The sequence below is a fragment of the Leptospira sanjuanensis genome (assembly GCF_022267325.1).
Classification (GTDB): domain Bacteria; phylum Spirochaetota; class Leptospiria; order Leptospirales; family Leptospiraceae; genus Leptospira; species Leptospira sanjuanensis.
Window position 1 is genome coordinate 2110261 of record NZ_JAIZBG010000001.1, and the last position, 20067, is coordinate 2130327.

At 44.9% G+C, this 20067-nt stretch carries 21 protein-coding genes; 12 read left to right on the top strand and 9 right to left on the bottom strand.

All coding sequences use genetic code 11. The features are described from left to right. Positions 1-171 precede the first annotated feature (171 nt). From LFX25_RS09535 to LFX25_RS09555, 5 genes are all read right to left on the bottom strand, one after another. Entirely contained in the window at positions 172-1329 is a 1158-nt protein-coding gene (locus LFX25_RS09535; protein WP_238730029.1) for a hypothetical protein, read from the bottom strand. 226 nt (positions 1330-1555) lie between these two features. Then, positions 1556-1864, bottom strand: coding sequence for an exodeoxyribonuclease VII small subunit (locus LFX25_RS09540; RefSeq protein WP_238730030.1), 309 nt, complete (start codon positions 1862-1864; stop codon positions 1556-1558). Between the two features lies 1 nt (position 1865). Then, positions 1866-3134 carry an exodeoxyribonuclease VII large subunit gene (gene xseA, locus LFX25_RS09545; protein ID WP_238730031.1) on the bottom strand — a complete coding sequence of 423 codons (1269 nt, stop codon included), beginning with the start codon at positions 3132-3134 and terminating at the stop codon, positions 1866-1868. A gap of 5 nt (positions 3135-3139) precedes the next feature. Beyond that, on the bottom strand, positions 3140-4270 hold the full coding sequence (locus LFX25_RS09550; protein WP_238730032.1) for an AI-2E family transporter: 1131 nt from the start codon (positions 4268-4270) through the stop codon (positions 3140-3142). Between the two features lie 5 nt (positions 4271-4275). After that, positions 4276-4755, bottom strand: a complete 480-nt coding sequence (locus LFX25_RS09555) for a hypothetical protein (RefSeq protein ID WP_238730033.1) — start codon at positions 4753-4755, stop codon at positions 4276-4278. 70 nt (positions 4756-4825) lie between these two features. On the opposite strand from LFX25_RS09555, the gene LFX25_RS09560 reads away from it, so the two are divergent. After that, the gene (locus tag LFX25_RS09560) at positions 4826-5467 is read left to right on the top strand and encodes a DedA family protein (RefSeq protein WP_238730034.1); all 642 of its coding nucleotides are present in this window, start codon (positions 4826-4828) and stop codon (positions 5465-5467) included. A gap of 113 nt (positions 5468-5580) precedes the next feature. Here LFX25_RS09560 and LFX25_RS09565 read toward each other — a convergent pair whose 3' ends face one another. After that, on the bottom strand, positions 5581-7140 hold the full coding sequence (locus LFX25_RS09565; protein WP_238730035.1) for a phosphatase domain-containing protein: 1560 nt from the start codon (positions 7138-7140) through the stop codon (positions 5581-5583). 149 nt (positions 7141-7289) lie between these two features. Between LFX25_RS09565 and LFX25_RS09570 the strand changes: the two genes are divergently transcribed. The 7 genes from LFX25_RS09570 (at position 7290) to LFX25_RS09600 (ending at position 14227) form a co-directional block, all read left to right on the top strand. Then, positions 7290-7601 (top strand): Smr/MutS family protein, encoded by a 312-nt coding sequence (locus LFX25_RS09570; protein WP_238730036.1) that lies wholly within the window; start codon positions 7290-7292, stop codon positions 7599-7601. After that, entirely contained in the window at positions 7598-9148 is a 1551-nt protein-coding gene (gene cimA, locus LFX25_RS09575) for a (R)-citramalate synthase CimA (RefSeq protein WP_238730037.1), read from the top strand. Before LFX25_RS09570 ends, cimA begins: the two co-directional genes overlap by 4 nt. After that, positions 9136-9708 carry an aminoacyl-tRNA hydrolase gene (pth, locus tag LFX25_RS09580; RefSeq protein WP_238730038.1) on the top strand — a complete coding sequence of 191 codons (573 nt, stop codon included), beginning with the start codon at positions 9136-9138 and terminating at the stop codon, positions 9706-9708. The genes cimA and pth overlap by 13 nt, the downstream gene beginning before the upstream one ends. Before the next feature lie 140 nt (positions 9709-9848). Then, on the top strand, positions 9849-10784 hold the full coding sequence (gene xerC / locus LFX25_RS09585; RefSeq protein ID WP_238731564.1) for a tyrosine recombinase XerC: 936 nt from the start codon (positions 9849-9851) through the stop codon (positions 10782-10784). Beyond that, positions 10771-11313 carry an ATP-dependent protease subunit HslV gene (gene hslV / locus LFX25_RS09590; protein WP_238730039.1) on the top strand — a complete coding sequence of 181 codons (543 nt, stop codon included), beginning with the start codon at positions 10771-10773 and terminating at the stop codon, positions 11311-11313. The genes xerC and hslV overlap by 14 nt, the downstream gene beginning before the upstream one ends. An 11-nt stretch (positions 11314-11324) precedes the next feature. Next, entirely contained in the window at positions 11325-12761 is a 1437-nt protein-coding gene (hslU, locus tag LFX25_RS09595; RefSeq protein WP_238730040.1) for an ATP-dependent protease ATPase subunit HslU, read from the top strand. Positions 12762-12913: 152 nt separating this feature from the next. Beyond that, entirely contained in the window at positions 12914-14227 is a 1314-nt protein-coding gene (locus LFX25_RS09600) for a PQQ-dependent sugar dehydrogenase (RefSeq protein WP_238730041.1), read from the top strand. Between the two features lie 195 nt (positions 14228-14422). Here LFX25_RS09600 and LFX25_RS09605 read toward each other — a convergent pair whose 3' ends face one another. Continuing rightward, entirely contained in the window at positions 14423-15253 is an 831-nt protein-coding gene (locus LFX25_RS09605) for a hypothetical protein (protein ID WP_238730042.1), read from the bottom strand. Positions 15254-15320: 67 nt separating this feature from the next. On the opposite strand from LFX25_RS09605, the gene LFX25_RS09610 reads away from it, so the two are divergent. Genes LFX25_RS09610 through LFX25_RS09625 form a run of 4 tightly spaced genes read left to right on the top strand, consistent with a single transcriptional unit; the run spans position 15321 to position 18235 of the window. Beyond that, the gene (locus LFX25_RS09610; protein ID WP_238730043.1) at positions 15321-15581 is read left to right on the top strand and encodes a lipoyl domain-containing protein; all 261 of its coding nucleotides are present in this window, start codon (positions 15321-15323) and stop codon (positions 15579-15581) included. Then, positions 15578-16456, top strand: coding sequence for a metallophosphoesterase family protein (locus LFX25_RS09615; RefSeq protein WP_238730044.1), 879 nt, complete (start codon positions 15578-15580; stop codon positions 16454-16456). The genes LFX25_RS09610 and LFX25_RS09615 overlap by 4 nt, the downstream gene beginning before the upstream one ends. A gap of 1 nt (position 16457) precedes the next feature. Next, positions 16458-17501 carry an Mrp/NBP35 family ATP-binding protein gene (locus LFX25_RS09620; protein ID WP_238730045.1) on the top strand — a complete coding sequence of 348 codons (1044 nt, stop codon included), beginning with the start codon at positions 16458-16460 and terminating at the stop codon, positions 17499-17501. A 44-nt stretch (positions 17502-17545) separates the two neighbouring features. Then, complete coding sequence (locus LFX25_RS09625) at positions 17546-18235, top strand: hypothetical protein (RefSeq protein ID WP_238730046.1); 690 nt, start codon at positions 17546-17548, stop codon at positions 18233-18235. An 84-nt stretch (positions 18236-18319) separates the two neighbouring features. Here the strand turns inward: LFX25_RS09625 and LFX25_RS09630 are convergent, their stop codons facing one another. Then, positions 18320-18937, bottom strand: coding sequence for a UbiX family flavin prenyltransferase (locus LFX25_RS09630; RefSeq protein WP_238730047.1), 618 nt, complete (start codon positions 18935-18937; stop codon positions 18320-18322). A 147-nt stretch (positions 18938-19084) separates the two neighbouring features. Next, positions 19085-19981, bottom strand: a complete 897-nt coding sequence (locus LFX25_RS09635; protein WP_238730048.1) for a 4-hydroxybenzoate octaprenyltransferase — start codon at positions 19979-19981, stop codon at positions 19085-19087. Between the last annotated feature and the right edge of the window lie 86 nt (positions 19982-20067).

Here is a 20067-nt window from a genome sequence, read left to right on the forward strand (position 1 = left end):
GATTTTTTATCCCCAACGCAATTCCGGAACTAAAACAAACAGAGGAAACGGTTTTGATTCTTTTCGTCGTTTCATAAAACGCAGATCGGATTTTTATGACTCCGATCTATAAATCGAATATCGATTTCGAATCGAATTTTCGAAATCCCGTAACCAGCATTCGATTTCACATCATACATTCGAATTCTTTAATTTTTTAAATATGAATACGATCGCTGAAGCAAGGAGACTTCCGAATAACAACGCGTAGCCGAGTAAAACGAAGGTTAACTTCAAAAAAGTAATCGTCCCATTCAAAGCGACAAGTCCTTCCGGAACGATCGGCCAAACGTATAGAAGATACATCATGATCGCGTTTTCGATCGGATCAAAAACGAGAAAGCCGAACGGCAATACGTTCCATACCTTCGGAAAATTCAGATACGTGGAGAATCTCGAATATATGGATCCGATCATCAAACAAACCGGAATCGGAAGAATCATATCCAATACGTTTCCCCAGAAGTATAGATTCCTTCCCGTTTCACCGTAAATACCGAAAACCGTCTCTACATCCTTTGCCGTCGAAAACGGACGAAAATCCAATTTTACGGGAATCGGAGTTCCTTCTGGAACCGGGGTCATTTGCTCCAGGAGCTGCATGGATCCCGAAACGAGTACGGAAGCTCCTATAAAAAGTAGAATTCTTTTGTTCGTCGCGTGCTCACCGATCCATTCGCTAAACCGGAGAATCCAAGGGGAAGAAACTCCTCCTAACAAAAGGAAGGAAAATCCGACGGTAATAGGAAACAAAACGCCGTGCAGGAGGGGATAAAAGTAGAATCCAGCTAACAACGATACTACGGTTAAAACCGTTAGAAAAGTTCCGATCCGTCCGTTTTCCGATCTGATCCGAATTCCCAGAAAACCGATTCCGAATACATACGAACCGACGAATGCAGCCTCGATCCACACGAAACGAAATCCGGATTGATTCCCCTGTAGAAGATCCCAAACGCTTCCGAACAAGCCGACCACAATCGCGGCCCAAAGCGATTTCGTCAGAAATCCGCTTTCTTTCGGAAAACTCTCGAACATGCTTCCTTGTTTTTTAAGTTCCCGAACAGAGAATAACAGACTTGCGTAAACCGGAATCCGAAGAGATCCAAAGAGAAACGAAAGATTTTTTCCCGGAAAATATCCTGATAAAAACTCGGAGGCGATCCGAGTGAATTCCTTAGCGTTCGAAAAAAAAGAGGGCGGAGTTCCGTTGATCCAATACGATTCGATTAAAACCACATAAAAAGATAAAAGCGTCGCTCCGATCGCAAAGATCACCGAAACATTCATTTTGTTTTCCTTATTCCCAATTTGGATTCCATTGGATTTTATTTTCCAACAAAAAGGTAAAAGGAGGATTGCCCGTTTTTTCGGATCGGAAGCAAATACGTATCCCCAGCTTATAAGTTAGGGATGCGACCGTACTGTGAAAATAAATGTTCGAAGAATTGAACGGTGAAAAGAGATCCTAAAACGGAACTTCGACCGGAATCATTTTTAAGATAGTTCGATTCGATTAGAACAAGTCTTCTTCTTCGGAAGACTTTGCAGAAGAAGACGCTGAAGATTTCGATTCCGACTTGGATTCTCCGCCTTTGATGAATCCGGTTTTCACCGTTTTTTTTGTTTCGTCTTTGGTTAAAGCTTCGATCTTTCCTTCGGCAGTATCCAGAATTCCTTGGCAGATCTTTTTGAGTTCCATTCCTCGTTCGTAAGCTTTGAGAGATTCTTCCAAACTGAAATCCTGGCGTTCCAATTTTTCCGCGATTTGTTCAAGTTCCATCAGAGCTTCTTCGAATGAAATTTTAGATTTTGATTCTGCCATATTAGTTTCCTTTTCTGATCACTTGCATCGTCCCACCGGAAAGCAAAACCTGCAATTCTTCTTCCGGCTTGGTTTCTTCCGGAGATCGTATAATGTTGCCTTTTTGATTTCGAACGATGGAGTAACCGCGCTTCATCGTAGCCGCCGGAGAAAGATCCTCCACCTTGGAAGTCCAAAACTCGGCCTTTTGTTTTTTATGATATAGAATATTCCGAATCTTGGATGTAAGGTTATCGTATCGTTCGAGTCGAACTTTCGCCAAATCCATTTTGTTGGAAACGGCTTTCTGCAATCGAACTCCGATCTCGTCGATTCTTTGACTTCTCTGATTGAGAAGCTGCATCGGTTCTTTGAAGATGAATTTTCCGGACAAAAGTCGAAGCCGATCCTTGCTCGAAGAAACCTTTGCCTGCAAAGAGGTTCGTAGTCTTCCTTCCAACTGAGATAAAAACTGAAGAACGTCCTCTTCCTTCGGAACGGCGTGTTCCGCCGCGGCCGTCGGAGTGGGCGTATAAAAATCGGCGGCAAAGTCGCTTAACAATACGTCCGTCTGGTGACCGACAGCGGAGATGATCGGGACCCTCGAGTCAGCATAAGCCCGAATCACCTTTTCGTCGTTAAACGCCATAAGATCCTCGAAACTTCCTCCTCCTCGTCCCGCGATGATCACGTCCACGTTCCACGAAGGTTTGTTCAATTCTTCAATGGCGGATACGATCGAATCGGGCGCTTCTTCCCCTTGAACGACGCAAGGCGCGATCAATATGTTGATCCCCGGAAATCGGGAACGGGCGACTTTGATGATGTCTTCGATCGCAGCACCCGAAGGCGAGGTCGCGATTCCGAGAGTTTTGGGAAACGAAGGAATTCTCCGTTTGCGTTCGGGATCAAAGAGTCCTTCCGCAGCCAGTTTTTGTTTCAACTTTTCGATTTGAAGAAGAATATCGCCTTGTCCAAGTTCTTCGACCCGCGTTACGTTGAGGTTGTAAGAACCTCCCGCTTCGTAAAGAGTCACCGTTCCGTAGACTTGGATTTCCTTTCCGTCGGAGAGAGGTTTTCCGGAATAATTCTTATTGGAATAATTGAAAAAAGTGCAACGGATCAGCGATCCGGAATCTTTCAGCGAAAAGTAAATATGTCCGGAACTGGGTTTGCTGTAATTGGAGATTTCTCCCCGAACCCAGATGTTCTTTAAGTCCTTGGATCCGGTGATGAGAGTTTTGAGAATCCTCGTGACTTCCGAAACGGAAAGTGGTTTGGAATCTTCCAATCGGTTTACCGATGCCCCTTGTTCAGAATCAATTCTCTACGGTAGAGTTTCCAAAAATCCCAAAGAATGACGACTAACGTGACGGCGACCGGTCCGACAACGAGTCCCATGATTCCGAATTCCTTGATTCCTCCGATGAGGGAAAGAAAAATCAGAAGAGGGTGAACCTGCAGTTTTTTATCGAGCATTCTCGGTTTTACGAAATTCTCCAGAGCGAGATAAAAGAACAAACCGCTTCCCATAAAAAACACGGCCATCATCGGATTGTTTTCCAAAAAGAGAATATAAAGCCCGATCGGCAACCAAACCACCGACGTTCCGATCACGGGAATGATGGAAAAAAAAGCGGCCAAACTCGCGTATAAAAACGGACTCGAAATTCCCGCGATCAAAAGAAGGACATAGATCGCAGTTCCCTGTAAGATCGAAATGATGAGATTTCCGCGGATTACGGTTTGTACGGCGGACGTCACTTTTCTTCCCACCTGTTCCTCGAGTTGTCTGGAAAAGGGAAGATTGTCCAAGATGAACCGTTCGACTTTTTTTCCGTCTTGATACAAAAAGAATAAAACGAGCAAAGCGAAGAAAAGATTCATCAGAATTCCGGTCGGGAGTTCGATGTTTCCTAAAATAAACGAAGAGGCGTTGCTCAAAATTCCGTAGATCGAATCCAAGTTGAGAATATCGACGTAGTTCTCCGCGAATTCTCCGTAGATTTCGGGAACTTTTACCCAGAAGAATTCGTTGTCAGTGATGAAATCCGTGAGCATCGCGAAGTTCATCAGAGTTTCGATGACCTTGTCTTCGCTTAACGAAATTCTCATTTTAAAAAGAATCGAAAGCGCCTCTTGAATCAAGGTGCGGATCACGAAATACGATGGGATGAGAACGATCATCGAAACGAGAGTGATCATGATCCACGGTACGAGCCACTGAAACTTCTCCCCTAAATATCCCTTCAAGAGTTTGTATTGTCTTCTGGTTGCGAGATACAAAATCAGCGCCATCAAAGAAGAATACAAATACGGACGAAATACGAGAAAGAAAACGCCGAGCGCGAAGATAAACAGGATCGAAAAGAATATCAGAAACGTATATTTTCCCGGTTCGGGGTTTGCATGTGCTGGCTCGATCATGACGTTCAAGTTCCCGATTTTTTATAGAAAAGTTTGATTCTGCTTCCGTTGTCCTGTGCTTCGATCTGAATCGTTACGACTTTTTTGTTTTGGCTTTCCGCCATGATGATCGTTTTGGAATCGGTTACTTCTTCCTGAAGGACTTTCCAATAGAGCGATTTAAAAATGGAAGAATAATAAACTTCCATCTGCTTTTTCTTAAATACGTGCGTGAACAAAAGAAAGGATTCTCTCGTATCGAAATAACCGCGCTCGGATTTCAATTCCGTGGAATAGATCAGATCCGAACCTTCCGGAACGAATTCGATCGGAAGCGATCTCGGATTTCGAACGGGATTATTTTGCAGAGTCAATTTATTATAACGATAGAGTTCGGTTTTATCCTTGGAAGTTTCGCCGAACGCGGGAGAGACAAGACTGAAAACCGCTGTTGTGAGAAAAACGGTTTTCCAAACGTGCTGGAACATGGAAAAAGAAAATTTCATAGATGGAAGGTTCACTTTTTTTTACTTGAACCCTATGCTCCGTCACTGACAATTCTTTTATTCATCCTCCATGACTTTTCAGGAAACGCTGATCCAAATTCTAAACCGTTTTTCCGAAACGGACCCGATCTTTCTCTGGCTCTTTTTCGCCTTCTCCAATTTTGCGGAAAACGTTTTTCCTCCCTGGCCGGGAGATACGATCACCGTGTTCGGAGGATTTCTCGTCGCAAGAAATCTGAATTCATTCGGTTGGCCGGCTCTGGTTACGAGCACGTTTGCCGGCAATTTATTCGGGGCTTGGATCATGTATCGTTTCGGACAAATGTTCCTGCATTGGGTTCGCAAAAAGAATTTTCCGTTTAAGGATTCTCTCTACGACGAAGAATCGATCGAAAAGACGTTCGCTTGGTTTCGCAGAAATTCGATCTTAGTCATTTTGTTCAGCCGATTCTCCGCGGGAATCCGATTCTTTGTTTCGATCGTCGCCGGAATGGTGAAGATGAATCCGATTTTGTTTTTCGGAGCTTTCAGCATAGCCGTTTCTCTTTGGTGCGGAATTTTGATTTTTTCCGGTTTTTATCTCGGGTCGCACTGGGAAGACGTTCTGGGTTTTTTAGAAATTTATAATAGGATCATTCTTACTTTGATCGTGATTTTCGCGGTTTTGTTTTTCTGGTTTCGCAGACAAAAAACGGGGAAAACCAATTCTTAGAAGAATCCTATCGTGAACTGGGAATTCGTATGAGTTCCCACGCAACTTGGTCCGACAAAACAATCCGCATCAAAAAACAAAAAAACTGATAAAATTCTGATTCTGATTCGATTTTAAGAAATTTCTTCCTTGTTGAAAGCCTTCTTCAATCCTTCCAAGATCAGATCCTTTTCGTCCTGATAATCGCCCGGCAAAGAAAGATCTCGAATCCAGTCCATAATCGCTTGAGAATCGATCACATGGCCTTCCATCCATTCTCCGGCCATTTCCGCGACGATTCGAAACACTGCAGAAGTATCTAATATTCCATTATCTTGAAGTACAACCGCAAACCCCGGCGCGCCTTCGGTAAGAACATACGAACGAATTTCTTTTTGTTTGAACGGATCGATTCCCGCGGGAAGCGCGCTCTGAACGTTCCAGTGCATTTCCTCTTCGTCCGGTCCGTGCGCGGTTTTATTGATAAGAACGAGCGATACAGAATTTACATCTCCGTGAATCTTGCGGTTTTCTTCTCCGAGTTCGCGAATCGTTTTTGCCGCGTCTCTCGTGATCGCGTCTCTTCCCAAAAAATTGAGATGATAGAGATAATCTTCCAATTCCTTTCCCTGCATTTTTCCGCAAAGAATGTATTGATACAAAAGAAAGATCAGATAGTCGCTTTCGGTGTTGTCTCCGATCAATATTTCCTTTGAGTTGGTGGGCAGATACAAACGATCCCGGAGAAGAATCGTAAGTTTATAACTCATCTGATCGAACAGACTCTGAAACGAAGCTCCGGCGAATTTTCGAATTCGTTCCACCGAACCCAAAATTCCGTCCGTGATGAATTTGGCCGGATGTGTCACCGAATCCCAAAATTTTTCGACGATCCCTTTGATCGTTCCTTCCAGATACTTGAGATGCAACGATTCGGTAACGATGGAATGACTGCGAATCGTCGTTAACAAGGTTCTTCTGAAAAAATGCGGACTCGCGGAAATAAAACATAAGGGAGAATCATCGGTCGCCATTCGGATTTCGCGGTAGAGCGCGGGCATTCCGGGAAGAGGAAGCTTTTGCTGCGGCGTTTCGAATAACGTGGAAAGTTTTCCTTTGTTCGAATGAATGTCGGTCGCGAGATAGGTTTGATCGATGTCCGAAGTCGTCACGAAGCCGCTGAAGTTTTCGGGAAGAATTCGAAGCTTGCCTTTGCCGATCAGAGATTGACCCGAAATTTCGCTCTTTCCCTTCTGATTGAGATAGGCGATGTCCTTGGTGAATTGTCTGTAAGAATCCAATCTTCGAAAATGAATCTGAAACGTATACTTTCCGGGGGTCAACGGTTTTGTGAATTCGTGAAAGAAGAATCCACCGTCGTCTCCTTTGATTTCGGGAGATTGGTGTACGAGGTTGTTTGATTCATCCCAGATTTCCGCGACTAAGATCGGTTTGCGGACCGGTTCGAGACCGTAATCCAAAAACGGAGTGATTTCGTATTCTTGGCCTTCGAAAAGACCGTTCATCAGATCCCAACGGGAATCGTCCCGCATTTCTTCCGTGATTCCCGCGTCCACAACCTGACCTCGAACGTAATACCGATTCTCGCGTCCGAGTGTTCCCCCGCAAATCGCGATCCTTTTTTTATCCACTAACTTGGCTGCAGGCGTTTTGGATTCTGGTTGTTCGCTCAAGATTTTCGAACCTTCCTCTTTTTTATAGAATGGATGGATGGAAAATTGTACCGAATCGCTCAGAGAGTGAAAGCATAAAAAATGAAATTCTTTGTTTTCTGTAGCCCGAACAAAAAAACACTGGTACGTAAAAGAGAGTCCCGGATTGTATGAAAAAAAATTCCGTCAAATCTGGATATTCAGGAGCGAAAACGATCTACATCCGCAAACTCAGGTTTGAGGAAGCCCAACAAAAACTCGAACGGGAAATCCAAGAGGCTTTTTTGGCGGGAGAAACGCTGATCGAAATCGTTCACGGAATCGGAGAAGGAATTCTCAAGAAATTGACCGTCGATACGATCCGGTCCCATGATTTTTTAAAGGAAGTCGATTATTCGCAGTTCGGAATTTCCAATCCGGGTTCCACTTTGGTCGAAGTATTAGGTCCTGATAAGGACACTCTCAAAAGGTATCTCAAATGACAAAGACGAAAAACAAACTGGAGATTTTAGACGTAACGTTGAGAGACGGAGAGCAAACCAGAGGAGTCAGCTTTTCCACTTCCGAAAAATTGAATATTGCAAAATTCTTATTACAAAAACTCAACGTGGACCGCGTGGAAATCGCTTCCGCAAGGGTTTCCAAGGGAGAATTCGAAACCGTTCAAAAAATCATAGAATGGGCCGAGAGCGAAAAAATCGCCGATCGGATCGAACTCTTGGGATTCGTGGACGGAAACAAAACCGTGGATTGGATTCGAGACAGCGGTGCAAAGGTTTTGAATCTTCTTACGAAAGGTTCCCTACATCATCTTGAAAAACAATTAAACAAAACTCCGAAAGAATTCTTCACGGACGTTTCTTTCGTCATCGAATACGCGATCAAGAACGGACTGAGGGTCAACGTTTATCTCGAAGACTGGTCGAACGGATTTCGGAACAGTCCCGATTACGTGATGAGCCTTGTGGAACATCTCAGCAAGGAACATATCGAAAGAATTTTTCTTCCCGACACGTTAGGCGTTCTTTCTCCTGCGGAAACGTTTCGAGGAATCGACAGCCTGATTCAGAAGTATCCCGAACTTCACTTCGAGTTTCACGGACACAACGATTACGATCTTTCGGTGGCGAACAGCCTCGAAGCAATCCGCGCCGGAGTAAAAGGTTTGCACGCATCCATGAACGGACTGGGAGAAAGGGCTGGAAACACACCGCTTGAGGCGCTCATCACCGCGATCCACGACAAATCTTCCGCTAAGACGAACGTCAACGAACTTGCAATCACGGAAGCGAGCCGACTCGTGGAGGTCTTCAGTGGAAAAAGAATCTCCGCAAACAGACCGATCGTGGGAGAAGACGTATTCACACAAACCGCCGGAGTTCACGCCGACGGAGATAAAAAAGGAAATCTCTACGCAAATCCGATTTTACCGGAACGATTCGGACGGAAAAGAAGTTACGCGTTGGGAAAGCTTGCAGGCAAAGCGAGCATTTCCGAAAACGTAAAACAACTCGGAATGGTGTTGAGCGACGTCGTATTGCAAAAGGTTTTGGAACGGGTCATCGAACTCGGGGACCAAAACAAACTCGTAACACCGGAAGATCTTCCCTTTATCATCGCCGACGTTTCGGGTAGAACCGGAGAAAAGGTTCTTACGATCAAATCTTGCAATATTCATTCCGGTATCGGAATTAGACCGCATGCTCAAATCGAAATCGAATACCAAGGAAAGGTACATAAGGAAATTTCCGAAGGAGACGGGGGTTATGATGCGTTTATGAACGCGCTTACCAAAATCACGAACCGTCTCGGGATCAGCATTCCGAAACTCATGGACTACGAAGTCAGAATTCCTCCCGGAGGAAAAACGGACGCCCTCGTCGAAACCATGATCACCTGGAATAAGTCCGCCGATTTAGAGGAAGATCAAACCTTCAAAACTATGGGAGTTCATCCGGATCAAACGATCGCAGCCGTACACGCGACTGAAAAAATGCTCAATCAGATCCTTCAACCATGGCAAACTTAAAACTTTTATTAGTAGGCATCGGAAACCCCGGCCAGAAATACGCGAATCACCGGCATAACATCGGTTTTGTGATTCTGGATTCTTTTTTGGATTCTTCTTCGGGGGGAATCTATCAAACGAACTCGAAGTATTCCCTTGCGAGAACGGACGAAGACGGAATCACGCTCTTTTATCTCAAACCTCTTGAATTCATGAATCTTTCCGGGAAGGCGGTGGCCGAAATCGCAAAGAAAAACGGAATTCCTCCTGAAAACATTTTGGTCATTCACGACGAAATCGATTTCGAATTCGGAAAGTTGAAATTGAAAGGCGGGGGTGGTCACGCGGGCCACAACGGACTTCGCGACATCGTGGAAAAGTTAGGAGCGAACACGTTTTTCCGACTGCGTTTCGGAGTCGGAAAACCCGCCCACTCATCGGAAGTTCCGGATTATGTACTCTCCAATTTTCGGCCCGAAGAAAAAGAAAAAATACCCGAACTGGTAAAGGCTTCTTTGCAAAAAATCTCCGATTGGATCCGAGAAAGGAAAAACGGATTTCAGAAACTCTCCGATAAATAAAAAGACGGAACGCGCCCGTTTCTCGCAAGGAAACGATGAACGTCCGCTTTATTCGAAGAATTTTTATTTTGCAGAGAGAATCAGATTTTCCCGGCGGACTAAAATTCTTTTTTAAGAAATTATCCTGTGGAGCATTCAAATTGGGCGATTATCCTTTCCGACTTCCTACGTTCGCATCCGCGTCCCAAAATCAGGCGGCTGAAAAATTCATCACGTATTTACGGATCGAAAAGAATTATTCGCAAAACACTCTGAACGCATACGGAATCGATTTGAAATTCTTCTTCGACTTTTGCGAAAAGGAACAACTCGATATTCTTCAAATCGAACCCGTGGACATACGATCGTATTTCGCATATCTCGCCAAACAACACGGACTCGATCGAAGATCACAAAGCAGAAAACTTTCCTCGCTGAGAACGTTTTATAAGGTTCTTCTCCGCGAGGATTTGGTCGCTTCCAATCCCGCGATGCAGATCAGCTTTCCGAAAGTCAGAAGAGAAATTCCCAAAAATTTCAGAATCAACGAAACCGAAGAAATCTTAGAATTCGAAGCGGAACGAACCTCCGAAATTTTGGACATCCGCGACAAGGCCATGATCGAAGTCTTATATTCTTCCGGTCTTCGGGTGTTCGAGTTGGTCAACGCGAAACTTTCCGCTCTTTCCAAGGATCTAACGATTCTCAAAGTTCTCGGAAAGGGTCAAAAAGAACGATTCGTATACTTTGGAAAAGAGGCGGTCGATTCTCTGCGGAAATATCTGGATTATCGAAACGGCTTTTTCCCCGATGCGGAGGAAATTTTTCTGAATCAAAAAGGAAAGAAACTGACGACTCGGGGCGTACGTTATATTTTGAATGAAAGAAGAAAGAAAATGGGTTGGGAAAAAACGATCACGCCCCATAAATTCAGACATACCTTTGCGACCGATCTTCTCGACGCGGGAGCGGATATCAGAGCGGTGCAGGAATTGCTCGGACATTCTTCGCTTTCCACCACGCAGATTTATCTCAGCGTGAGTAAGGAAAAAATCAAAGAGGTTTATAGAAAGGCCCATCCACATGCCAGAAAATAAAATTCGTTCCACCACGATTCTCTGCGTACGCAAAAACGGAAAAGTAGCCATCGGCGGAGACGGTCAGGTTTCCATGGGAAATACCGTCATGAAAAACACCGCGAAAAAAATCAGAAGATTGTACGACGGGAAAATTCTTTCCGGTTTTGCGGGATCGGCCGCGGACGCGTTCACGCTCTTCGAACTTTTTGAAAAGAAGGTTCAGGAATTCGGCGGAAGTCTTTCCAGAAGCGCCGTGGAGCTCGCAAGAGAATGGAGAACGGATCGAATGCTTCGCAGACTCGAAGCTTTGTTGATCGTAGCCGACAAGGAAGAATCCTTTTTGATATCGGGAACGGGGGACGTGATTTCGCCAGACGAAGGGGTGATCGCGATCGGCTCCGGCGGAAACTACGCGTTAGCCGCCGCTCGCGCGCTTTACGATCACACGGATCTTTCTCCGAGGGAAATCGTGGAATCTTCGATGAAAATCGCCGCGGACATCTGCATCTATACCAACGATCATATTACGATAGAAGAAATTCTTTAAAAGAACCATCTATGACAGACCACGCAACAGACCAGGAACTCATATCATCGACCGAAGAGGAATTTACACCGAGACAAATCGTCTCCAAACTCGACGAACATATCATCGGTCAGAAAAATGCGAAGAAGGCGGTCGCGATCGCTCTTAGAAACAGAACCAGACGCAAAAAACTGGATCCGGAAATGAAAGAGGAAATTTATCCGAAAAACATCATCATGATCGGACCGACCGGCGTCGGTAAAACTGAAATCGCGAGAAGACTTTCCAAACTCTGCGGCGCTCCGTTTCTCAAAGTGGAAGCGACGAAATACACCGAGGTCGGTTACGTCGGAAGAGACGTCGAGTCGATGATCCGCGACCTCGCGGTCATCTCGATGAATCTCGTAAAACAGGAATTCAGAACCCGCGTGGAAGAAACGGCGAAACAAAAAGCGGAGGAAGCGCTTCTCGACATTCTCCTCCCGTTTCCCGGAGACAACAAACACGGCGGACAAGGAATGGGATTTGCCGCCTCATCGCCGTTAAGCGATGAAGAAGAAAGAAAAACTCATTTTCTCGAAACCAGAGAATTTATGAGAAAGAAATTAAAAAACGGAAAGCTGGACGATCAGGAAGTGGAACTCGATCTTCCGAATCCGACTATGAATCAGATTCCGATGTTGCAAGTATTCGGCGCGGGAAATTTGGACGATCTCGACAATCAGCTTCAAAACGTTTTGGGAGATATGCTTCCCAAAAAAAATAAAAAACGGAAACTCAAAATCCCCGAAGCCCTCAAAGCCCTGGAAGAATTCGAAGCGGAAAAACTTCTCGATCCCGATAAGGTCCAAAGGGAAGCGCTTCGACGCGTGGAAGAGATGGGAATCATCTTTCTGGACGAGATCGATAAGATCGCGGGAAGAGAGGGAAAGAGCGGAGCCGACGTTTCGCGGGAAGGAGTTCAAAGAGATCTGCTTCCCATCGTGGAAGGAGCTACCGTAAACACGAAGATCGGCCCGGTCAAAACCGATCATATTCTTTTCATCGCTGCCGGTGCGTTTCACATGACGAAACCTTCCGATCTCATTCCCGAGTTGCAGGGAAGATTTCCGATCCGAGTCGAACTCGAAAAACTGTCCCGCGAAGACTTTGAAAAAATTCTGACCGCGCCGCGTTCTTCCCTAACGAGACAATACGAAGCCCTTTTGTCGACGGATGGAATTCAATTGGAATTCGCGACGGATGGAATCCAAGAGATCGCAAGAATCGCCTACGATATGAACGAGAAACACGAGAATATCGGAGCGAGAAGACTCAATACCATCCTAGAACGACTTCTGGAAGAAGTGAGCTTTGAAGGGCCGGATCTTCCCGAAGCTCAAAGAAAGGTAAAAATCGACGGGAAATACGTGACCGATCGTTTGCAGGGAGTGATCCAGAACAAGGATCTCAGTCAGTATATTCTATAAGAGGGAGTTCCTACAGATTACGTCCCATCGGACCGTTTGGACCGTTCTTCGTAGTCCGATCCTCGTATGAGTTCCCACAATTTCGGTTTTAGTACGACTGAAATCAAGCGCATTCTATTTGACCTTTTCTTGAAAAAAAAGCAAATAGGTCCATGCAATTTCCTTCATCCTTTTCAAACGTTACACTTTCATCGGTTTGGAAAAAGATTTCCAAACTTTGTATCCTCGTTTCCGTTCTTTTTGCGTTGAGCGGCTGCGAGTGGATTCAAACGGTTCTCGTAGAAGTTATCGGCGCTCCCGATAAATATAAAAGCGAAGGCGATCCGAATCTTCTTCAACCGAATTATTCCGGAAAAGACACGACAAAAGAAAAAATCGAAATTACTCTTACCGAAATTTCCGCGGGATTCAAACAACCCACGGACATTCAATTCCCTCCGGGAGAATCGCAAACTTTTTTAGTCACGGAACAGAAGGGGATTCTTCGTTGGGGAAAGGTTCGAAAGAATGAAACCGGAATATTATTAACTTTGAATGTACTTTCCGAAGCGGAACAGGGACTTCTCGGTTTGGCGTTCCATCCGAACTTTGCAAAGAACGGAAAAATTTATCTCAACTATGTGTTGAAGGTAAACGGAAAGGACACGAGCCGAGTCGGAGAATGGATCGTATCGGATCCGAAAGATATCTCGAATTCTAAAATCGCTTCCGAACGAATCATCATGGAAGTGCAACAGCCGTATCCAAACCACAACGCGGGACAACTCGCATTCGGACCCGACGGATATCTTTATATAGGATGGGGAGACGGAGGTTGGAAGGACGATCCGAAAAAGAACGGACAGAATCCGAAAACCTTTCTAGGAAGCATGCTTCGTGTGGATGTGAATGCGACGGAAAACGGAAAAGCGTATAAGATTCCTGCGGACAATCCTTTTATAAACGACTCTTGCTGTGCGCCCGAAACGTTCGCGTACGGTTTTCGAAATCCTTGGAGATACGGTTTCGATCCGCGGGGAAGATTGATTCTTGCCGACGTGGGACAAGATCTTTGGGAAGAAGTCGACATCGTCGAAAAAGGAAAAAACTACGGATGGAATGCCAAAGAAGCGACTCATTGCTTTGATCCGAAACAAAACTGCAAAGAGGAAGGTTTGACCGATCCGATCTACGAGTATGGAAGAGAAGAGGGGCAATCGATCACGGGCGGCTACGTTTATTCCAACGAGGCGATTTCGAATTTAAACGGGAAGTACGTCTTTGCCGATTTTGTTTCCGGACGAATATGGGCCTTGGACCTTCCGGACGTATCGGGACAACCCGCGAAAACAGTTTATACCCTCGGAAAATGGCCGGTTTTGATTTCTTCGTTTGGGAGAGACGCTGCGGGGAAAGTGTATTTAAGCGACTTTGGAAGCGGTAAGATCTACAGAATCGATCCATACCGAACGACCCGCAGGGAGTGAAGGTCGAATTCCTTTCATAAACGGACTCTCAGGATCGCCGAAAACGGTTCATCTCATTGTTAAGCGACATTCGATTGTCGCTTAACAAAATTCTATCCTTTCAGTTCGAAAATTTGGAAAAACTGAAGTCCGACCGAATGAAACGTTCCTAAGCTATAAAAATCATAAGGAGAATATCTAAAGCTAGAATTTTTTTCAAAAATCCATCTTCAAACCGGAAATCGGATACTTCATATAAACGGTGGTCGTTCTAGCTCCCGAAGTGATGGTCAAAAGATCCAAAGGATTCAAACCGATACTATAAAATCCTTCGTCGATCATCGCGATCCCGAAACCCGCACTTTCCTTTTCGTTCAAAAACTCGGGACGAAAAAAGTCCGCCGAATTTCCTTGATCGTAGAGTTCTTTGTGTTTGAGTCTGGATTCTTGGATTCTTTCGAAATCCAAATGATGGATCGGCGAATCGTTCCGAATCCGAAAACTCAATTCGTCCGGAGTAATACGAATCTTTAAGGAGATGTTCATGTTGTATTTCTTGATCTTTTCACGAACATCGGTGAGAAAAACCTTCTCGCTTTCCGTCAAAACTTTCTTCTTGGTGCGGATCTTATCTTCCAAGGAAAGAACGCTTTGCACCTGCTTCTTCACCTTATCGGGAACGATATAACGATGCATCGCATCCCGAAGTAGGGATGTTTCCATAATGATTTCCAAGAGTTCTTCCGCGTCTTCCCGGCTGGATTCGCCCTGTTCCAATTTCTTAAGAAGTTCGTCTCTGAAAATGATATGCCGAATATTCGCCTTAATCGCGTTGAGCAAGGCTTCCATAAGTCCGCTGAAGAGATGAAATCCGGCGAGGGGATTGGCTCCGATTTCATCTAAAATTCCGTTTACTAGTTCCGATAGAATGTCGCGGGTTGGTTTGGTAAGACCTTTGAGTTCGAGATGAAAGAATTTCTTCTTCTTTAATGCCTCGATATTTTTCAGAATCTCGTCGCCTTTGAGCGCTGTTTTCTGGTTTGCCATATATCCCCGCCGAGTTTTTTAGGTATCATTGATGCGCAAAGTCTTTTACGCAAGTTTGTTTTAAATCATGAAACCAAAATCCGGCATTTTTGAATTGATCACACCGGACCTTGGAGATACCGACAAGATCGAACTCGTACATTGGAATTCGAAGTTAGGCGACTCGGTGGAACCAGGTCAGGAAATTTTAGAGTTAGTAACCGACAAGGCTTGCTTCCCGATGGAGTCTCCCGTCAAAGGCAAACTAACGCAAATTATAAAAGAGAAAGGTTCTATCGTCCGCAAAGGGGAATTGCTGGGAATCTTGGAACTTTTCGAATCCGAATGAAAATCCTTCACTTATCAGATCTGCATTTTCCGACTCCCGTTCCTTTCTTCCAACTCAAAGGAAAGATGTTCGTAGGATACTTGAACTACAATTTGAGAAGAAAGAAAAAATATCCGAAACAAGTTTGGGATTCGATTCTTCGGTTTATCGAAACCGAAAATCCGGACGCGATTGTTGTGTCGGGAGACATTACGAACGTATCTCACGAACTCGAATTTAAAGAAGCGGGAAAATTGTTAAGCGAACTTCCTCGCGAAAAAGTTTTTTATATTCCGGGAAATCACGACCGCTACGTAAAACAGTCCGTAGGCGAAAATGCACTCTACGAAAAATATTATTCCGACCTTTCGGGAGAATCGATTTCGCATAACGCGCATTATATTCGTATTAAAAAAATAAGCGGACTTCATTTTGTCGGTTGGGATTCGAGCATTCCTCTTTCCATTTTAGGAGCTTATGGAAGGATACAACCGGAGATCGTTTCGCAAACGAATCGGATTCTTACCGAAAAAAAGATCGAAGACTACATTCTTGTTTGTCATCATCCGATTTGGAATCCGGCCGATCGTCAGGAAACTGAACATCATAAATTGCTAAACCGCGATGAAATCGCCTCTCTCTTAAAGGAAAAACCTCCTCTCGCGTATCTGCATGGACACGTTCATACGAACTGGGTGAAACTCCCCGGAGAATCTCTGCCGTATTACGTGGTCAATTCTGCGTCCAGCACGAGACTTCCCGATCGTCGACACGAAAGCGGATTCCATGTTTTGGAAGTCGAAAAACGGAACGTCAAAATTCAAAGATATACTTACAATTCAGAACAGTCTAAATTTACGAAAGCCCCGCTGGTTTCGTATTCAGAAAAGGAATAGAATGGCAACAATCGAAGCAGTTAAGATCCAACGCGAACTTACGAAGATCAAACATCCCGAACTCAAAAAAGACATCGTGTCCTTAGGCATGGTGGGTTCTCTCGACATTCAAGAAGGAGAAACGAGTATTCTTCTCAAAACTCCGAGCCAAGACAGAAGAATTCAAATCGGACTGGAGGCCCAGATTCGTCAGACTCTCACCAAACTCGAAGGAGTGGGCAAGGTAAAGATCAAGTTCGAAGTCGATCCCAAACTCGTTCTCGACGATTCCAACAAAATCCCCGGTGTGAAGAACGTCATCGCGATCGGCTCCGGAAAAGGGGGAGTCGGTAAATCCACCGTCACAGTGAACCTCGCGGCGATGGCCGCATCACTCGGATATAAAGTGGGAATCCTGGACGCCGATATCTACGGTCCTTCGGTCGGTAAAATGTTCGGGGTCAACGGAAGAGTGGCTCTGAAAGCGGAGGAAGATAAAATCTATCCTTTGGAAAAAGACGGACTCAAACTCATTTCCTTTTCCTTCTTGATCGATGAAAAACAACCCGTCGTCTGGAGAGGGCCGATGCTCGGAAAGGCCGTCGAACAGTTCTTATACGATATCGTCTGGGACGATTTGGATTATCTTTTTATCGATCTTCCTCCCGGAACCGGCGACGTTCAACTTTCTCTCGCGCAATTGATCGATCTAAACGGAGCCGTGATCGTAACCACTCCTCAGTCGGTCGCATTATTGGATGCGAACCGCGCGTCTGCCATGTTCGCCCAAGTAAAGGTTCCGATACTCGGAATTGTCGAGAACATGAGCGAGTTCATTTGTCCCAAGTGCGGACACGCTTCTGCCATATTTAGCAAAGGCGGAGGGCAGAAGTTAGCCGAATCATCCGATGCCAGCTTTCTTGGTGGCATTCCTTTAACAATGGACATCATGAATGCGGGAGAAGACGGGAAACCGGCCGTACTCAAAGATAAAAACGGTCCCGTATATCAAGCCTACAAAAGTATATTCGATAGTCTAAATGAAGAAATAAAAAAGTGGGAATAATAGGCGCTTTGGAGTCTGTTGTACATAGAGATGGGAGGTGAACCTTGAAGTTTGAAAAGGGATCCGAAAAAAACCCTACGGGCAATTTGATCGTATATTGCAACGTCTTTGGTGAAAACCCTCTCAGCCCCGGAGGGAAGATCATCGCGTCTAACGTAGTGGTCAGCTTTCTAAAAATAGGAGAGAACTTTCCCGTCGTAACATTTCCTCCCGTGTCGTTGGAAAGTTACGAGGAATTGAAGAAGGTAATCTCCGAAAACATCGAGAAGTACGACGTGATCAAAATCCGTGACTTCGAGATGCCCGCATCCAAAGAAGCCTCTAACGATTACATTCAGGAAAGAATGGATCAGTTCAACAGCGTAGTCATCAAGTACGTCGAGATCTGCAAAAATAGAGAGGTAGGCGGAGGCCAAGTCAGTTTTCCGGAGGAAGAAAGCGGGGTCAGAGAATATCTAGACGCTCTCGCCAATCTTTCCCTAAAAATCAGAAGATCGACCGGAATCGCGAGAGAAGCTTCTCTGATCAAAATGGATCAGCTCGTGGAAAATTTTTCCGTAAAACACCCCGAGTTCGATTTGGATAATTTCAAAAAGGCTCTTTTTTTGCCGGGACAAACGGGAGAAGAATTGATCGGATTGTATCTTCAGAAGTTCAACGCGATTTCCAAAGAAAACTACGAAGACGCATCCACTCTCAAAAAGAAGATTCATGACATCGAGTATTTCGCTTAACAAAAGACAATTTTCCTGAAACGATAAAAACGTTCCGTTGATCGCTGCGAATCCGATATTCCCCGTGTACAATCGATTTGTTTCTCATTCTTCGTTCGTTTTTGAAGGCGCCCATCTTGGGTACAGATCCAATTCCATTCCCAACAAACGAAACACCCGTTCCGCGATAAAATCCCCCAAGTCTTCAAGCGATTTCGGCATCTGATAAAATCCGGGAGATGCGGGTAAGATCGTTCCGCCCGCGTCGTGAAGCTCCAGCATATTCTTGAGATGAATCCGATTATAAGGGGCTTCTCTCGGAACAAGCACGAGCGTTCTTCTTTCTTTCAGCGTTACGTCTGCCGCTCTTTCGATGAGATTTTCCGTCAAACCCGCGTTAATCGAGGCGATCGTTTTCATTGAACAGGGAAGAATCGTCATCGCCTTCCAAGGATTGGAACCGGAAGCGATATCCGCTCCGATATCGGAAAAATTACGGATCTCGAATTTCTGGGAAGAAGTCTGCAGTTTGTATTTGGAAGCGATAAAGTCCAAAATTTCCTTCGGAGAAGAAACCTTACATTCCATCTCCTCCCGAAACACGCGAAGAGAAGCCGGACTGCAGATAAAAAAAGTGGTACCTTCGATCGTAAACAATGCCTTGATAAACCGTTCCGCATAAATCGAACCGCTGGCGCCGGCCATTCCCAATACGAGTTTCATAGTTTGTTCCAATCCATTCAAATATTATACTATACTTTTTAATCGCGATCCGACTGTTTAAAGTCGACGATTCACGCGACATCACAGCTTCTTCAAAACCGCTCGATCATTCTTTTTTTCCGACCTTTCGGAAAATCTTTTTCGCGATCAACCGAGAATCACCAAATAAAAGAAACGGTCGATCAAAAGTCCCGCGAATAAAATCAGGGAAATATAGGAATGAATCTGATAAAACTTCGGAGGAAAAAAATTCTCCCCCGCGGCTCTTGCGATCTTATGTTCTTGAAAGAGAAGATACGCAGTAATCCCGAGAAAAACCAAAAACACCGGACCTAATCCGGAAACGATTCCGGCGGCGAATAAAAAACCGACACAAATCACGTGACTCGCAATCGCGATCCAAAGAGAATTTCTTCTTCCGAATTTTGCGGGAACCGAGTATAAACCTTCCTTTTGATCGAACTCCCGATCCTGAAGCGCATACAAAATATCAAAGCCCGCAAGATTGAACGCAAGACCGATCGTCCAGAGAAGCGGTTCCCAAACGATTTCTTCCCGAATCGCAACCCAAGTAGCGAGAGGTGCGAGACCGATCGAAAACCCCAAAATAAAATGACAAAGCCAAGTGAACCGCTTTGCAAGAGAATATCCCAAAAGAATCATCAGAGTCGGAAAGGAAAGCCACCAAGCCATCGGATTGATGAACCAACACACAACGATAAATCCGAGAGAGGAAAGAACGACGAAGAGAATCGCGGAACGTTTGGAAATTTTTCCGGCGGGAATTTCGCGATCCTGGGTGCGTTTGTTTTTTGCGTCGATATCCGTATCTACGATGCGATTAAAACCCATCGCGGCCGAACGGGCCAAGACCATCGAAATCAGAATGAGTACGGAAAGAATCACCCATTCCAAAACGGATTTTCCGTATGTTTTTAAAAACGCGAGTAGGAAAGCGATTCCGGCAAAGGGAAGAGCGAACAGTGTATGCGAAAACTTGATGAGACTTCCGTATTGCTTCAAGGAGGATAAGGTTGTATTCATGTGCGACGAGACTTTCAAATTCCAAAATTCTTTTCCTACATAAAATCCTGCGGAAAGTTTAAAAAGCGATGATTTTTTCTCCGCGT

What these genes read in the sequence shown, in the direction of transcription:
- LFX25_RS09610 (WP_238730043.1), top strand. Translation starts at nt 15,321, where the DNA reads ATGAAACCAAAATCCGGCATTTTTGAATTGATCACACCGGACCTTGGA.
- cimA (WP_238730037.1), top strand. Translation starts at nt 7,598, where the DNA reads ATGACAAAGACGAAAAACAAACTGGAGATTTTAGACGTAACGTTGAGA.
- LFX25_RS09620 (WP_238730045.1), top strand. Translation starts at nt 16,458, where the DNA reads ATGGCAACAATCGAAGCAGTTAAGATCCAACGCGAACTTACGAAGATC.
- LFX25_RS09600 (WP_238730041.1), top strand. Translation starts at nt 12,914, where the DNA reads ATGCAATTTCCTTCATCCTTTTCAAACGTTACACTTTCATCGGTTTGG.
- hslV (WP_238730039.1), top strand. Translation starts at nt 10,771, where the DNA reads ATGCCAGAAAATAAAATTCGTTCCACCACGATTCTCTGCGTACGCAAA.
- LFX25_RS09550 (WP_238730032.1), bottom strand. Translation starts at nt 4,270, where the DNA reads ATGATCGAGCCAGCACATGCAAACCCCGAACCGGGAAAATATACGTTT.
- LFX25_RS09540 (WP_238730030.1), bottom strand. Translation starts at nt 1,864, where the DNA reads ATGGCAGAATCAAAATCTAAAATTTCATTCGAAGAAGCTCTGATGGAA.
- LFX25_RS09615 (WP_238730044.1), top strand. Translation starts at nt 15,578, where the DNA reads ATGAAAATCCTTCACTTATCAGATCTGCATTTTCCGACTCCCGTTCCT.
- LFX25_RS09635 (WP_238730048.1), bottom strand. Translation starts at nt 19,981, where the DNA reads ATGAATACAACCTTATCCTCCTTGAAGCAATACGGAAGTCTCATCAAG.
- LFX25_RS09570 (WP_238730036.1), top strand. Translation starts at nt 7,290, where the DNA reads ATGAAAAAAAATTCCGTCAAATCTGGATATTCAGGAGCGAAAACGATC.
- LFX25_RS09605 (WP_238730042.1), bottom strand. Translation starts at nt 15,253, where the DNA reads ATGGCAAACCAGAAAACAGCGCTCAAAGGCGACGAGATTCTGAAAAAT.
- LFX25_RS09560 (WP_238730034.1), top strand. Translation starts at nt 4,826, where the DNA reads ATGACTTTTCAGGAAACGCTGATCCAAATTCTAAACCGTTTTTCCGAA.
- LFX25_RS09630 (WP_238730047.1), bottom strand. Translation starts at nt 18,937, where the DNA reads ATGAAACTCGTATTGGGAATGGCCGGCGCCAGCGGTTCGATTTATGCG.
- pth (WP_238730038.1), top strand. Translation starts at nt 9,136, where the DNA reads ATGGCAAACTTAAAACTTTTATTAGTAGGCATCGGAAACCCCGGCCAG.
- LFX25_RS09555 (WP_238730033.1), bottom strand. Translation starts at nt 4,755, where the DNA reads ATGAAATTTTCTTTTTCCATGTTCCAGCACGTTTGGAAAACCGTTTTT.
- hslU (WP_238730040.1), top strand. Translation starts at nt 11,325, where the DNA reads ATGACAGACCACGCAACAGACCAGGAACTCATATCATCGACCGAAGAG.
- LFX25_RS09535 (WP_238730029.1), bottom strand. Translation starts at nt 1,329, where the DNA reads ATGAATGTTTCGGTGATCTTTGCGATCGGAGCGACGCTTTTATCTTTT.